This window comes from Nitrosomonas sp. PY1 (assembly GCF_022836435.1).
Classification (GTDB): domain Bacteria; phylum Pseudomonadota; class Gammaproteobacteria; order Burkholderiales; family Nitrosomonadaceae; genus Nitrosomonas.
Window position 1 is genome coordinate 281999 of record NZ_BQXC01000001.1, and the last position, 14066, is coordinate 296064.

The following is a 14066-nucleotide window of genomic DNA, read 5'->3' on the forward strand; positions in this document are numbered from 1 at the left end:
ATCGACTAAATTTATAGATTAGTCGATTGTTTACGGATGTGTGTTATTGATCGTCGCTGTTAGTCAAAAACGATGCGCGGATTTTTTCTTCGAGAGGAGGACGCATACCTGCTTTTCGACCTGCTTCAATGGCTTTCTCTGGATCTGTTCCTTTCCTAATTAGATAGGCGGTCCACATTGCGCCGGCACGATTGCCAGAACCGCAATGAATAAGAATGGGTGTTTCTGCAGATTCAAAAGCTTTTGTGAATGCAGATAGTTGTTCTTCGCTGATACCAGAGACAGTCATCGGAATATTAATATAATTCATGCCGGTAGCGTCGACTAATGCTTTTTCGTCTGCGGTGCCTTCCGTTGATGTGCGCATGTCAATAATGGTTTTAAAGCCATGTGATGCTAAGGCTTTTACACCGCCGTCTCCAATCAAACCGGATATTGCGACTTTATCAGTTGCACGAGTGTAGTTTTGTATTTGGAATACTTGATGGCCAAATGGCACAAGTCCAGACGAATTCGCCGTTGCTACCATGATAGAGAAACTTGTTAGCAATAAAAGTAAAGAAAAAAAATATTTCACATATACCTCCAACGTATTATAGGAAAACACAATGGTTGATTCTATTGTATCCCAGTACGTAATAGTTAAGCCTAAATTTATTCGCTTCAACGTCGTCCGTCATACCAAATTGGCAGTTTTTTCTTGTCAATTAGTGTTCGACGAGGGTGTAATAGAACACTCATCAATTGAGCGATAATTTCACGTCCGGAATAGAGATGCACTTTGCGAGGAGAAGTGACTAATGGATGATGAGTAAGAATGGTAAATTTTAAGCCCCGTTGATTACCCCATTGTTTGAGTAATTGGCTTAGATGGATTTCATCAGCAGCAAACAGTTCCTGATTAAAGCCGCCAACTTCCCGAAAAGCATCAGCCCGACTAACCACTAATGCACCCGACGCCCAACGAAACGTGACTGATAAAAATGTCCAAAGCTTTATGGCGGCATTACCCCACCATGGCAAGTTCGGCATATGCATTACACTGCCACAACCAACATAGCGGTTACTGTGTATCATTTTCATGATATCGGTAACCATTCCACGATTAAGCAAGCTATCGGCGTCGACAAACAATAACCAATCGCCCGTTGCAGCGGCTGCACCGGTATTGCGGGCTCGTCCGATTTGATTAATAGGTTCAAAAACGACTTGTGCGCCTGCCTGCTGCGCTATTTTCGCGGTATTGTCGGTTGAATTGTTATCTACTACGATCACTTCATAAGAAAATTCGGGAGATGTCTGAGCACTAACTGCATCGAATACTGAGTTCAAACAGTGAGTAATTAAGCTTTCTTCATTAAATGCGGGGATTATAATCGAAAGTTTCATAGCGAAATAATTCCATAATTAAGCGAATAAGTGTTCTTATAAGTGTTGTTAATTGATTCTTAAGGTGTCAAGTGCATTAGTTTCTCCGTCACTCCGGGTAAGAAAGAGGTTGCTTTTCCCGCTACCCAGTCGGTATGCCCGCTACCATAATATGGAGAAAGCGGGTGTCCACTTTGCCCGCCAGGCATGCTGAAGTAGCCTTGTTCTTCTTTCCCCGGAGCAACTACTGAGCGCTGTGAAGCACCAAAGGTTGGTGTTTGGACGCGCGGCATATTGTGATCGCCTGGAAGTTGATCGGGTGGCATATCCAGCCAATTTGAAATCCATGCGGGCAATCTTTTGCTGAGTGGGTGGCGAATGCGGGCCGTATTAATCATTCCCCAAGTGCGTTCTGAAATATTGCCTTGTTTTTGAAGTTTTTCTGCAGTTCGTTGTGCACTTTTGAGTAATAAATCTTCCCAGCTTAGATATTCAGCCGGAAGTAAGTGCATGGGTTGATGTTCAATCAATTGCCAAACAACAGTTTCTGCCTGGCTTAACCGGGGCATTCTGAAATTATTGTCCAATATTTTAATGGGTGCGGCAAAGCCATTCAAAATCGCTTTCATGACTTGATGGCGATAGGTATAAACAATGCGGTAGGCAGTCGAGTCAACGGAAGCTTTTCCATCCCAGTCAGCCAATGCTTTTTGCGTAGATTCAATCCACGGTTCTTTGTCATCCGCTGTTTGCAAGGTTTTAGTTAGTAATTCATGCCAGTTTGATAATAGTAGTGCGCGATAATCCAGTTGAATCGCTTGCATATCCGCTACGGTTACTTGATCAAGCTCCATTAAGCGATCGCGAATCTGTTGTGCTCTTGCGCCTAAATCATAGCCACCATCGCCGAGGAGTAGATCTAATTGTTCTCCAGAAACTAAACGTGAATTGGCGGACCATAGACGCTGCGATACGGGGTTGCTGATAAGAGGATATTGTGCTGGATTTAACCACCCTATCCAACCTGTGTTCGGTTCGCTCCAGTTTGCGGGTAATTGTGAATCGTAGTTTTTAGTCCGGGCGGGAATACGGCCTGCAAGTGTCCATAAAATATTGCCATCGCGATCACCGACAATAAAGTTTTGCACGGGAATACCGGAAAGTTGCGCAATTTTTGCAGCTTCTTGTGTATTTTTTGCGTGCTCTAGCTCGATTAGTTTAAGGTTGATTGCCTCAGGCCTTAATGCCGACCATGCTAAAGCCAGAGGTACTGCATCATGGTCTTCAGCAATGATTGGCCCCCATTCTGTTTCATAAACGGCGAATACTTCGTCTGCAGCATTATGGACACGGATTCTTTCTTCATTGACTTCAAGGGATTTCCAACCTGTTGAGCTGAGATAACGAGTATTATCGTTTTGATCGATCGTGATTCGCACCCAATCGGCGAAGTCGCCTTGACTATTGGTGAAGCTCCAAGCGACAAAACGGTTTGAGCCGATGATGAGTGAAGGTGTTCCCGGTAGGCTGATACCTGTTATATCGTGATAGGTATTCGTTATTGAAGACGAGGGGTAAATTAGTCGCGATCTAAACCATACATTCGGAACGCGTAATTTCAAATGCATGTCGTTGGCTACTAAGGCCGATCCGTCGGTTAATGCGCCAGAAACCGCAAAGCTATTACTGCCAGGGATCGATTCATTATAAAAATGATCATCCGAAGAAGTGTTTTTGTTGAAAGACAGCAGATTAATATCTTCAGATGGAGGGATGCCTGGAAGAATAGCATCTTCTTCAATTAAAGGTGTATTCCAGGGACCATTTTTTGTGGTTAGAAAACGATACACTGATTCCGGAAGTGCAGCATGCATCGTTGATAATTTTAATTCACGAAAGATATTTGATTCATTTAATGTCAGAAACATTGCCAGTATTACTAAAATACTATCCTCATTTTTCCATGGTGTCGGTTGTTTTTGTACCAGTAAATAGGGAAAAGGGCGAGTGATCAAAGACTCAATTCCATGATTGACACCGATTCGGTATGCATCCAGTAATTGACGCTGTGTTTCCGGAAGTTGCTCGAGTACCAAACTAGAGCGAGCGCGTAGACGGAATTTTCTTGCTTTAATATCGCGCATCAGCATGCTGGCACCAAATAATTCTGCTAACTCTCCGGCTGCTTGTCGACGCAGTAAGTCCATTTCAAAAAAGCGTTCCTGTGCGTGCACAAATCCCATCGCTTGCGCTAGATCTAAACGGTTCTGTCCTTTAAAAGTAACTGCTCCTAGCGAATCTCTTTCGATTGAAACCGGCGCGGATAATCCAGGTGAAGCTTTTTCTCCATCGTAGTGAGGCAAACTGCCCAGCAATAGGAATCCCACTATGCTGATTAATAAAACGATGATTATTGCGCTTGTTATCAAGCAGTAGCGAATGAACTGTAAAGTAGTATGCATATCCTTTGTGTGTCGAGCTACCGGAATATTGGTTTATGTACAAAATTAGGGTATTGCAACGGTATCATTGGTTCAATGATGCAAGTATCGCACAAATAAAAGGGATGATTCTTTGTTTGTTCTTAGTATCAAAATTGGCCTGTCACTATGATAATTCATTTGTGAGAATTTGGAGTTGTCATGGCTGAAGAAAATGATTTAGAACGCACAGAACCGGCGACGCCGCAGCGCTTACAGAAAGCTAGCGAAGAAGGTCAAGTCGCGCGCTCGCAAGAACTTACTACCTTTACCTTGCTAATGGTAGCGGCAGGGAGTTTGATTTTACTTGGTTCTGATGTGATGAAGAAGCTCTTGTTGATCATGAAGGCTGGTATGCAAATGGAACGTGAATTAGCATTTCAGCCGAGCTTGATGATGACACGCTTTACTGAATTAGCCCTTGAAAGCTTGCTGGCTATTGCTCCATTGCTATTAATTTTGATCGTTACGGCTTTTTTTGCGCCGATGTTCCTCAGTGGTTGGATGATTAGCGCTAAGGCGCTCATGCCTAATTTTGACCGGATCAATCCGATTAAAGGGATCGCTCGCATTTTTTCTGCGCGTAGCTTGGTTGAGTTGGTTAAGGCCATTCTCAAAACGATTGTAATCGGTGGTGTTGCAGCGCTGGTCATTTGGAACAACAGGCATGAAATTATGGCATTGCTAGTGATGCCGATTGATGCTGGTATCACTGAAACCGCAGAATACTTAGCAATCAGTTTCATTTTGACGGTGGGTGCAATGGCTCTAGTAGTAGTCATTGATGTGCCATTCCAGATGTGGGAGCACGCTAAACAATTGCGTATGACCAAAGATGAGATTCGCCGAGAGCATAAAGAGAGCGAAGGAGATCCTTTTGTTAAAGCACGGATTCGTGGATTGCAGCGTGAAGCGGCACGTCGTCGCATGATGTCGGAGATTCCCAAAGCTGATGTGATTGTAACCAACCCAACGCACTATGCTGTGGCATTACGCTACAAAAATGATTCGATGCGAGCACCAAAGGTGGTTGCTAAAGGTGTGCATTTACTTGCTGATCGTATTCGTGAAATAGCAAAAGAACATCGTATAACGATTCTCGAAGCACCGCCGCTTGCGCGTGCATTGTATTACCACGCAGAACTGGAAAGTGAAATCCCGGAAAAACTGTATACCGCAGTGGCTGAAGTTTTGGCTTATGTGTTTCAGCTCAAGCGCTATCAAGAGTATGGCGGTGACGCGCCTCAGCCATTCTCTGATGTAGCTATCCCGGAAGGAATGGATCAACCTACACAGTTTAGTAATGAATATAACTAATCGAGGTTAATGTGCTTTTAAATAGCATCGCTTGCAATGAGTATGAATAATACGGTCACATTATCCGGTTTGATTGACGCCAATAATCTTAAAACATTGGCTGGACCGGTATTGATCATCATGATTCTGGCAATGATGGTATTGCCTTTGCCACCTTTCGTGTTGGATGTGTTATTTACTTTTAATATTGCGGTGTCCATTATCGTTTTAATGGTCAGCTTGTATACACGCAATCCACTGGATTTCGCGGTTTTTCCAACCATTCTTCTCATTACCACATTACTAAGGCTGTCATTAAATATTGCTTCTACCCGCGTGGTGTTGTTGGAAGGACATACCGGTCCAGATGCAGCAGGAAAAGTCATCGAAGCATTTGGGCATTTTCTGGTCGGCGGTAATTATGCGGTGGGGTTGGTAGTATTTATTATCTTAGTAGTAATTAATTTTGTTGTGATTACCAAAGGTGCCGGAAGGATTGCGGAAGTAAGTGCCCGGTTTACATTGGATGCGATGCCTGGTAAGCAAATGGCGATTGATGCTGACTTAAACGCGGGTTTGATAGGCGAAGATGAAGCGCGAAAACGCCGCACAGCCATTTCCCAGGAGGCCGATTTTTATGGTTCGATGGATGGCGCTAGCAAATTTGTACGTGGTGATGCCATCGCCGGTATTTTAATCATGCTGATTACGATCGTTGGTGGACTAATCGTAGGTGTATTGCAACATGATTTGGAATTAGGATTGGCGGCAAAAAACTATACTATGTTGACGATTGGTGACGGTTTGGTTGGACAAATCCCGGCATTGATTATTTCAACTGCAGCAGGTTTGGTGGTAAGCCGTGTTACGACGGATGAGGATTTAGGCGAGCAGGTATTGAGCCAGTTATTTAATCAACCGCAAATCCTGGTTATAACCGCATGCATCATGGGTATTATGGGTTTGATCCCAGGTATGCCAAATTTTGTTTTTTTACTGATTGCTTCAATTCTTGGTGGAGTTGCATACTTCAAAAAGAGGTCGATGGCAATTCAGGAAATTAAACCAGTGGTTGCGGAGACTCCAATAGTAGAAAAAACGGATGCCAGTTGGGATGATGTGGCGCCAGTAGATACTTTAGGATTGGAGGTCGGTTATCGGTTAATTCCGATGGTTGATAAGGCCCAACAGGGAGATTTACTAAAAAGAATTAACGGGATACGCCGGAAATTCGCACAAGAAATCGGTTTTTTGCCTCCAGTTGTGCATATTCGCGACAATCTTGAATTGCGTCCAAGTGCATATCGTATCACTTTGAAGGGTTCCGTTATGGGGCAAGGTGAGTCTTATGCCGGCATGTATTTAGCAATTAATCCTGGGCGGGTTACGATGCAATTACCCGGTACAGTTACCAGCGATCCGGCATTTGGACTTCCTTCCGTTTGGATTGAATCCTCGTTGCGTGAGACGGCACAAATTAACGGTTATACCGTCGTTGATGCAAGCACAGTAGTGACAACCCATATTAACCATCTCATCCATTTGCATGCGGCTGAATTATTAGGTCGTCAGGAACTGCAAAAGCTTTTAGATCATTTGAGTACGCAATCGCCTAAATTGATCGAAGATTTAGTGCCTAAATTGTTGCCTTTGTCTACGGTACAGAAAGTCCTCCAAAATTTATTGGATGAAAGTGTCCATATCCGTGATATGCGTACCATTATTGATGTTTTGATTGATCATGCAGTTGCAACGCAAGATGCTGCTGAATTAACTGTACTGGTCAGAAATGCGTTAGGTCGAGCAATTACCGAGCAATATTTCCCGGCTGGCGCAGAATTGCAGGTGATCAGCTTACATCACGAATTGGAAAGTATTCTGGTGCAACTGATGCATGCTGGTAGCACCCAAGCTAGTGGGGGTATGGAACCAGGACTTGCCGATACCTTATTAAAAGAAACGCGTAACGCAGTGGAACATCAAGAAAAATTAGGATTGCCAGCGGTATTGCTGGTGCCTAGTTCTATACGTCAATTGTTGGCGAAATTTCTTCGTCGCGCTATGCCGCAGCTCAGGGTTCTATCGCACTCTGAAATCCCAGATACTCGAAAAATTAAAATCACTTCCATCATTGGAGATAATAAATGAAGGTAAAAAGATACGTCGCGCCGACATCGCGTGAAGCATTGCGTCAAGTCAAAGATGAATTGGGAAGCGATGCTGTCATACTTTCAAATCGAAAAACTAGAGATGGGGTCGAAATCATGGCATTAGCTGAAGCAGAAATGTCAAATCTAGTGCAATCAAAAACGACGATAAGTAACCAAGAACAAAATGTTGATAGCAATGCGATATCTTCAACAGCATTGTACATGAAAGCATCGTCGTTTCAACAGAATGAAGAGTCAGTCATTGCGGCTAAGACACTCCCAGATGTGCTATCCGCTGCCTTTGCACAAAGCATCATTGCAGAAATACAAGCGATGAAAACTACTTTGGAAGATCAATTAGCCAATGTTGCCTGGGGTAACTTTACACAGCGTAAACCGGAGAAAGTCAAAATACTTCGTACTATGTTGGAAGCTGGCTTCAGTCCATCACTATCGCGTCGTTTGGTCGATAAGCTGGCTGCGGAACTTAATTATGAGCAAAGTTTGAAACAGGCAATTTCTGCTTTGTCAATGAATCTACAGACAGTAGCTAGCGACGAAATGATTGAGAAAGGCGGCGTTTATGCACTCATCGGTCCTACCGGTGTCGGAAAAACAACTACCACAGCCAAACTGGCGGCTCGGTGCGTGATTCGTCATGGTGCCGATAAGGTTGCGTTGCTGACGACGGATAGCTATCGTATTGGTGGCCATGAGCAACTGAGAATTTACGGTCAATTACTCGGTATTCCAGTTCGCAATATCAAAGATACCGAGGATTTGCATCTGACTTTGTCGGAATTGAAACATAAGCACATGATATTGATTGATACTGTGGGCATGAGTCAACGAGATCGCATGGTAACAGAGCAATTGGCGATGCTGATGCAATGCGGTATCGAGGTCAAGCGTATCTTAATTTTAAGTGCTGCATCAAATGGTAAAACTTTGGATGAGGTCATTTCCACTTACCAAAAATATGGCATTCACGGTTGCATTATCACCAAAGTAGATGAAGCGGCATCGTTAGGCGTGGTGTTAGATGTTGTGATACGTAGAAAATTGCAATTGCATTACGTTGCAAATGGACAGAAAGTTCCAGAAGATATTCATGCTGCACATGCCCGATATTTATTACACCGCATTTTTAAATCGTCGCAATCTGATTCTGCATTCACTCTTCAAGACGCAGAATTTGCTCTGGTTATGGCGAATCAAAATCAAGAAGAATCCTCGCGGTTGAATAACAAATCACTGACGGGGTTTGGATATGACTAGGATGATCTTGCACGATCAGGCAGCTGGATTAAGGAATTTAATTCCGCTTAAATCGCACGACCGTGCACGTGTATTTACTATTGCAGGTGGCAAGCCGCGTATTGGTAAAACAAGTATTGCTATCAATCTTGCAACTGCATTGGCCAAGAATGGTCAGCGCGTGCTATTGATTGATGAAAACCCGTGTCATAACAATATTTGTAGTTATCTAGGATTGCGTGCTCGTTTTGATTTATTGCATGTTATCCGTCGAGATAAAGCAATGCATCAAGTGCTACTACAAGGCCCCGATAGTATTAGTGTGCTATCGGCTACGAGGGGTATACGAGAATTAAATAAGCTAAGTCCTATCGAACAGGATTGGCTGATTCAAAGTTTTTCTGAGTTGACGCAGTCAGTAGATATCGTGTTAGTCGATACAGCCATTACTGGCTTGACTCATGTGTTGCCGTTAAGCTTAGCGTCTGAACAGGTCATTATTGTCATTTCAAGTTCGGCAGCGTCATTGACTGGGGCTTATGCGCTGATCAAAATCATGAGCCAGGTATATGCCAAAAAGCACTTCCTGATATTGGTTAACAAAGTTAATTCTGAAAAAGAATCATTTGCTATTTACCAGAATTTATATAACGTTGCGCGGCAATATCTGTCTGTCACGCTGGAGTTTGTCGGCCATATTCACAACGATGAGCGATTACGAACTGCCACACAATTATGTAAATCAGTGCTGACTACATTTCCAAACTCTGACGCATCAGTTCATTTTAGACAATTATCTCACGATATCTTTTGCTCATCTTGTCCGGATAAATATAACGGAGGAATTGACAATTTTATGCAACGACTCATCCGAACAAGCCATTTGAGTATGGCAAATCTTATGGCGTAATGGATATGTATACAGCGAGTGGAACTAGAAAAATAGATACCGAGCAATTCATTATAGAGTACACGCCATTGGTCAAGCGAATTGCTTATCACATGATGGTGCGTTTGCCTGCTAGTGTACAAGTGGATGATTTGATTCAAGCTGGCATGATCGGGTTACTCGACGCGATTACTCGTTATGAAGGTTCTTATGGTCGGCAATTTGAGAGCTATGCCGCACAGCGTATCCGAGGTTCTATTTTAGACGAATTACGCGATGCAGACTGGCTATCGCGTGGTCTACGTAAAAAGATGCGTCAAATAGAAGCTGCGGTAAATTTGTTAGAACAGCGTAATGGCCGTGCACCCAGTGAGCAGGAACTTGCCGATGAGTTGAAAATGTCGCTGGATGAGTATCAATCCACACTGCAAAGTGCTCGCGGTGCTCAGCTTATCTATTATGAAGATTTTCAACAGGATGACGAAGAGCCTTTTTTGGATCGCTTGGTGAGTAGCACTGAAGGCGATCCACTCAATGCATTGTTAGATGACGATTTCCGTGCAACCTTAATTGCTGCGATCGATCATCTTCCACCACGTGAGAAGCAGGTAATGGGCATGCATTATGAGCAAGAAATGAATCTGCATGAAATCGGAGAAGTTCTTGGCGTCAGTGAGTCTCGTGTTTGCCAATTGCATACGCAGGCCATCGCCCGTTTACGTAGTAAGCTGAGGAACACCTAAATAAGTCATCATCAATTTTAAGTGGTTATGTAATCTTGCTACAAGATAAATTGCATGTGGTTTCTGGGTTAAATGGATAAAAAATCGAATCTGGATTTTAACAGTGTCTTTGGCCTGTTGTTGGCTTTCGTGGCCGTTATTGGCGGACAAATACTTGAAGGTGGGCATGCCGGTTCACTGATACAAGCTGCAGCATTTTTGATTGTCATTGGCGGTACAGTCGGCGCTGTGTTACTACAAAGCCCGATCAAAGTTTTTGTTCGTGGCGTTAAAATGGCCAAATGGATATTTTTTCCTCCCAACTATTCTCCGCAGTCTTTGATAAAACAAATTATTAGTTGGGCTCATGTTGTTCGTAAGGATGGCTTGCTTGCACTGGAAGCCTATGTTCCTATTGTTAAAGATCCATTGATGAAAAAAGGCCTACAACTGCTAGCTGATGGTAGTGCAGCCGATAAGCTGCGTGAATCGATGGAGATTGATATTTCGATGCTTGAGAACCAACAACGCCAATCTGCACGTATTTGGGAAGCTGCGGGGGGCTATGCGCCAACTATTGGCATATTAGGTGCGGTATTGGGTTTAATTCAAGTGATGGAAAATTTATCTGAGCCCAATCTGTTAGGAAGCGGTATCGCGGTTGCCTTTGTAGCTACAATTTATGGTGTAGGGTTTGCGAACTTGGTTTGCTTGCCGATAGCCAACAAATTAAAAAGTATTATCAATGAACAATTGATCATGCAAGAGATTCTGGTGGATGGTATGGCTGCTATTGCCAATGGTGAAAATCCACGCTTTATAGAGAGTAGATTACAAGGTTATTGTATTTAAGATAACTGTCATCTTACAAAAATGTCAAAGCGAAGAAGACGTAGAAATGATGATTCCAGTAGCGACAACCCTGATCGCTGGCTTGTTTCTTATGCTGACTTTATTACGCTTTTGTTTGCTTTTTTTATTGTGATGTATGCTGTTTCTTCTGTAAATGAAGGAAAATATCAAGAATTAAGCTATTCATTAGTGACTGCATTTAAAAATACTGCTTCGGAAAGTTTGGTGTTATCCACAGAAGTTACTCCTATCCAGCTGCAGCAATTAAAGCTAAATAATGGCATTGAGCTACTAGAGCCCGTTAATAAAGTGGAAAAGCGTGAAAAAATGCGCGGTATGGCTAGAACCATTCTCGATGCACTAGAGCCACTAGTGAGAGATGGGCAGGTAAGGGTAACACAAAGCGCATTAGGTATCACTGTTGAAATTAATGCAAGTGTTCTTTTTTCACCTGGACAAGCAAAGCTTGCAGATAATTCGAGCGTGGCTTTGCAAGCGGTAGCGAAGATCATTAAAGACCAAGAGCATGAAATTCAAGTAGAAGGCCATACCGATAATTTTCCCATTAGTACCGATAATTTTCCTTCAAATTGGGAGTTATCGACAGCGCGTGCAAGCAGCGTAGTTCGGCTATTCATTGAACAGGGTGTTGATGCCAGCCGATTGACTGCGATTGGATATGGCGAAAACAGGCCGATTGAATCGAATGAATCAACCGAAGGAAGAAAACGTAATCGTCGTGTCGCGATTATGATTCTTTCTGCTGATCCAGACAAAATTACCGAATTACCAATTGATTAAGAACGTGCTATCAGACGTTTTGTGATCTAACTAATTTAATGAAATGAGGTTTGTCTTGTTTCTTAGTAATAGATCAAATCTATCGTTTTGTCTTGAGCATTATTAGTTTTTTGTTCTTTCAAAGAGCGCCAGTCACACCAAACTTTCTCGGCTTCTTTTACATTATTAAAGGTCCATAGTACGACACCGTCTTCGGTCATTAATGTTGCCATTTTATTGGGCCATTCTTTGATTAAATATTGCATGATTATTCTCTCTCCTTTGTGATAAACATTGAAAATGCTCAGAGAAGCTTAACAAGTCATTGTGACAGTGTTATGACAAAAATATCGAAAGGTTTTGTAAAATGAAAATTATACTAAACTGCTGGTTTTCCGTAATTTCTTATAAATAAGGTTTTTTTAAAGGCTTTGGTGCGACTATAATTAATTTTTTCTCTTTCTGTGTTGATATTAAAAAGGAGTTGTTATGAATAAAACAAAATGTACTCAATTAAGTATTGCCATTACAATTTTATTTTTAGCGGGGTGCGCTGCGAATCCAGGAGTTAGTACTTCCGATGGTGTTGCAGCACAAACAGGTCAACAGGCGCTCAATGCCGGTAGCGCTGCTGCGAGTAGCAGTGCGGGACTTAACCAAATTGGTTTGGTCGATATATTAGTTCATCGTCTGGGGGTGTCACCGCAACAAGCTTTGGGTGGAGCTGGTGCTGTCTTCCAAGCGGCAAAAGGAAACATGGATCCCCAGGCATTTACGTCGCTTTCTGAATCAGTACCGGGTATGAGTACTATGCTTGGCGCAGCGCCTTCCTTGTCTGGGGCTACAGGATTGGGTGGAATGTCTTCCATGTTAGGAGGAGCAAGTAGCGGTTCATCAGGTAGTCTCGCAGCACTTGCCGGATCTTTTCAGCAGCTTAATCTCTCTCCCGATATGGTTGGGAAATTTATTCCTGTTATAACGAATTACGTTCAACAATCGAGCGGGCAAGCTTCAGCACAACTATTACAATCTGCCTTGGGCGTACGGTAATATAGAATTTCTTGCGGAGAGAGGGAGTGCGTGCGATGTGTATTTGATAACATCACACGCACTAGAAGTGAGGATTGTAAGTAATATTTCTAGAACCCTATTCCTAAGTAACCACCTGCTGTCATACCGCTTAAGTTGATATCGTCCGTTTTCCCAGCGGTTAACTGATAGCGTCCGTCAATACCGATAAAGAAATCTTTCCAGATATTGTAGTCAATTCCGGCACCAAACTGCACGCCTGGTACAATGTAGGTAATCGATTCACTGGGTGGACTCATAACGTGAATGGCCAGACCGGCGGGAATAACCCAAGGTCTAATTTTTGAGCCCTCAAAAAATTTAATTTTGGGCGACGCTGTTATTGTTAATTGATTGACCGTTACATTGATCGGATTTAATGAGCCACCTGCTAGCATGCTAGGTGCATTACCTACAGCGCCATTGCCAAGTACGTGTGAGCCGAATTGTTTGTATTCAACCATCAGTTCCGCAAATACAGTGGTTTTGGGAATATATCCCCACACATCCCGGGTTAAACCCCAATCGAACCCAGCGCCGGCATACCAGCCATCTTTATCGCTACGATCTTGTGCGCCGATAGGAAGCACCTCATTCTTTATGGTAACGCCATCACGATGATTCATCATGTGCGCAAAACCACCGCGAAAAAACAACATGCGCGTTTTTTCTGTTACATCGTCACCTACCCTTTCTTTCATTTTTGCTTTTGTTTGTTCGAGATCGCTACTAACCTTTTGCACATTTTGATTGGTAGTTTTTTCTATCGTATTTACTTTCTCTGTGGCTTGCGACGATTCAGATTTCACTCTTTCAAGTTCTAATTGAATGGACTGAAGCTTTTGTTCGAGCAACCTAATGCGATCATTAGCCGAATCACGTGCCCAAGAATAAGGTGCAGCGATGGTCAATACGGCGACAGATAAGCATGCTAATGGGATACGTAAGGTAGTTTTTCTAAAAAAAGTCTGCATTGAGGCCTCCAATAATATGCTGTGATTTTTATCGTTATGCTGGATTGAGTAATAATCCGCCTTGCAGTATAAAAAATGTAGTTGCCGCTTATTTGATCTGAGTCAAAGAATGTCTAATTAGTATTTTCCCTAATTTACATAAGGATTTATGCGCTTTTGCTTGATGATATGCTTAAGAAACTGATTGGAGTATCAATTTTCGATAAAATATAGGATGCTGATGCGTGCTA

Annotated in this window: 13 protein-coding genes; 8 read left to right on the plus strand and 5 right to left on the minus strand. The window is 42.8% G+C overall.

Annotated features, from left to right (window positions below; genetic code table 11):
• Positions 1-43: 43 nt before the first annotated feature.
• From W03_RS01295 to W03_RS01305, 3 genes are all read right to left on the minus strand, one after another.
• Positions 44-577, minus strand: coding sequence for a beta-lactamase hydrolase domain-containing protein (locus W03_RS01295; RefSeq protein WP_244070658.1), 534 nt, complete (start codon positions 575-577; stop codon positions 44-46).
• Between the two features lie 86 nt (positions 578-663).
• Positions 664-1389 carry a glycosyltransferase gene (locus W03_RS01300; RefSeq protein ID WP_244070660.1) on the minus strand — a complete coding sequence of 242 codons (726 nt, stop codon included), beginning with the start codon at positions 1387-1389 and terminating at the stop codon, positions 664-666.
• Between the two features lie 59 nt (positions 1390-1448).
• Positions 1449-3830: a penicillin acylase family protein gene (locus tag W03_RS01305; RefSeq protein ID WP_244070662.1), complete on the minus strand. Its 2382-nt coding sequence runs from the start codon at positions 3828-3830 to the stop codon at positions 1449-1451.
• A gap of 180 nt (positions 3831-4010) precedes the next feature.
• Between W03_RS01305 and flhB the strand changes: the two genes are divergently transcribed.
• The 7 genes from flhB to motD all read left to right on the plus strand — a co-directional run bounded on the left by flhB (position 4011) and on the right by motD (position 11815).
• Entirely contained in the window at positions 4011-5165 is a 1155-nt protein-coding gene (gene flhB, locus W03_RS01310; RefSeq protein WP_244070664.1) for a flagellar biosynthesis protein FlhB, read from the plus strand.
• 42 nt (positions 5166-5207) lie between these two features.
• Positions 5208-7292, plus strand: a complete 2085-nt coding sequence (flhA, locus tag W03_RS01315; RefSeq protein ID WP_244073672.1) for a flagellar biosynthesis protein FlhA — start codon at positions 5208-5210, stop codon at positions 7290-7292.
• Positions 7289-8572 (plus strand): flagellar biosynthesis protein FlhF, encoded by a 1284-nt coding sequence (gene flhF / locus W03_RS01320; RefSeq protein ID WP_244070666.1) that lies wholly within the window; start codon positions 7289-7291, stop codon positions 8570-8572. The genes flhA and flhF overlap by 4 nt, the downstream gene beginning before the upstream one ends.
• Positions 8565-9461: an AAA family ATPase gene (locus W03_RS01325; RefSeq protein WP_244070668.1), complete on the plus strand. Its 897-nt coding sequence runs from the start codon at positions 8565-8567 to the stop codon at positions 9459-9461. Before flhF ends, W03_RS01325 begins: the two co-directional genes overlap by 8 nt.
• 5 nt (positions 9462-9466) lie before the next feature.
• Positions 9467-10183: an RNA polymerase sigma factor FliA gene (locus W03_RS01330; protein ID WP_244073673.1), complete on the plus strand. Its 717-nt coding sequence runs from the start codon at positions 9467-9469 to the stop codon at positions 10181-10183.
• Between the two features lie 72 nt (positions 10184-10255).
• Entirely contained in the window at positions 10256-11014 is a 759-nt protein-coding gene (locus W03_RS01335; protein WP_244070670.1) for a flagellar motor protein, read from the plus strand.
• A gap of 21 nt (positions 11015-11035) precedes the next feature.
• A complete protein-coding gene (motD, locus tag W03_RS01340; RefSeq protein WP_244070673.1) occupies positions 11036-11815 on the plus strand; it encodes a flagellar motor protein MotD in 780 nt (259 codons plus the stop codon).
• Positions 11816-11877: 62 nt separating this feature from the next.
• Here the strand turns inward: motD and W03_RS01345 are convergent, their stop codons facing one another.
• The gene (locus tag W03_RS01345; RefSeq protein WP_244070675.1) at positions 11878-12060 is read right to left on the minus strand and encodes a hypothetical protein; all 183 of its coding nucleotides are present in this window, start codon (positions 12058-12060) and stop codon (positions 11878-11880) included.
• Between the two features lie 223 nt (positions 12061-12283).
• Here W03_RS01345 and W03_RS01350 point away from each other — a divergent pair, with 223 nt between their 5' ends.
• On the plus strand, positions 12284-12844 hold the full coding sequence (locus W03_RS01350; RefSeq protein ID WP_244070676.1) for a DUF2780 domain-containing protein: 561 nt from the start codon (positions 12284-12286) through the stop codon (positions 12842-12844).
• Between the two features lie 89 nt (positions 12845-12933).
• Here W03_RS01350 and W03_RS01355 read toward each other — a convergent pair whose 3' ends face one another.
• Positions 12934-13836: a porin family protein gene (locus W03_RS01355; protein ID WP_244070679.1), complete on the minus strand. Its 903-nt coding sequence runs from the start codon at positions 13834-13836 to the stop codon at positions 12934-12936.
• Between the last annotated feature and the right edge of the window lie 230 nt (positions 13837-14066).

Coding starts and splice junctions, on each gene's coding strand:
- W03_RS01300 (WP_244070660.1), bottom strand. CDS start 1,389: ATGAAACTTTCGATTATAATCCCCGCATTTAATGAAGAAAGCTTAATT.
- W03_RS01305 (WP_244070662.1), bottom strand. CDS start 3,830: ATGCATACTACTTTACAGTTCATTCGCTACTGCTTGATAACAAGCGCA.
- flhB (WP_244070664.1), top strand. CDS start 4,011: ATGGCTGAAGAAAATGATTTAGAACGCACAGAACCGGCGACGCCGCAG.
- flhA (WP_244073672.1), top strand. CDS start 5,208: ATGAATAATACGGTCACATTATCCGGTTTGATTGACGCCAATAATCTT.
- flhF (WP_244070666.1), top strand. CDS start 7,289: ATGAAGGTAAAAAGATACGTCGCGCCGACATCGCGTGAAGCATTGCGT.
- W03_RS01325 (WP_244070668.1), top strand. CDS start 8,565: ATGACTAGGATGATCTTGCACGATCAGGCAGCTGGATTAAGGAATTTA.
- W03_RS01330 (WP_244073673.1), top strand. CDS start 9,467: ATGTATACAGCGAGTGGAACTAGAAAAATAGATACCGAGCAATTCATT.
- W03_RS01335 (WP_244070670.1), top strand. CDS start 10,256: ATGGATAAAAAATCGAATCTGGATTTTAACAGTGTCTTTGGCCTGTTG.
- motD (WP_244070673.1), top strand. CDS start 11,036: ATGTCAAAGCGAAGAAGACGTAGAAATGATGATTCCAGTAGCGACAAC.
- W03_RS01345 (WP_244070675.1), bottom strand. CDS start 12,060: ATGCAATATTTAATCAAAGAATGGCCCAATAAAATGGCAACATTAATG.
- W03_RS01350 (WP_244070676.1), top strand. CDS start 12,284: ATGAATAAAACAAAATGTACTCAATTAAGTATTGCCATTACAATTTTA.
- W03_RS01355 (WP_244070679.1), bottom strand. CDS start 13,836: ATGCAGACTTTTTTTAGAAAAACTACCTTACGTATCCCATTAGCATGC.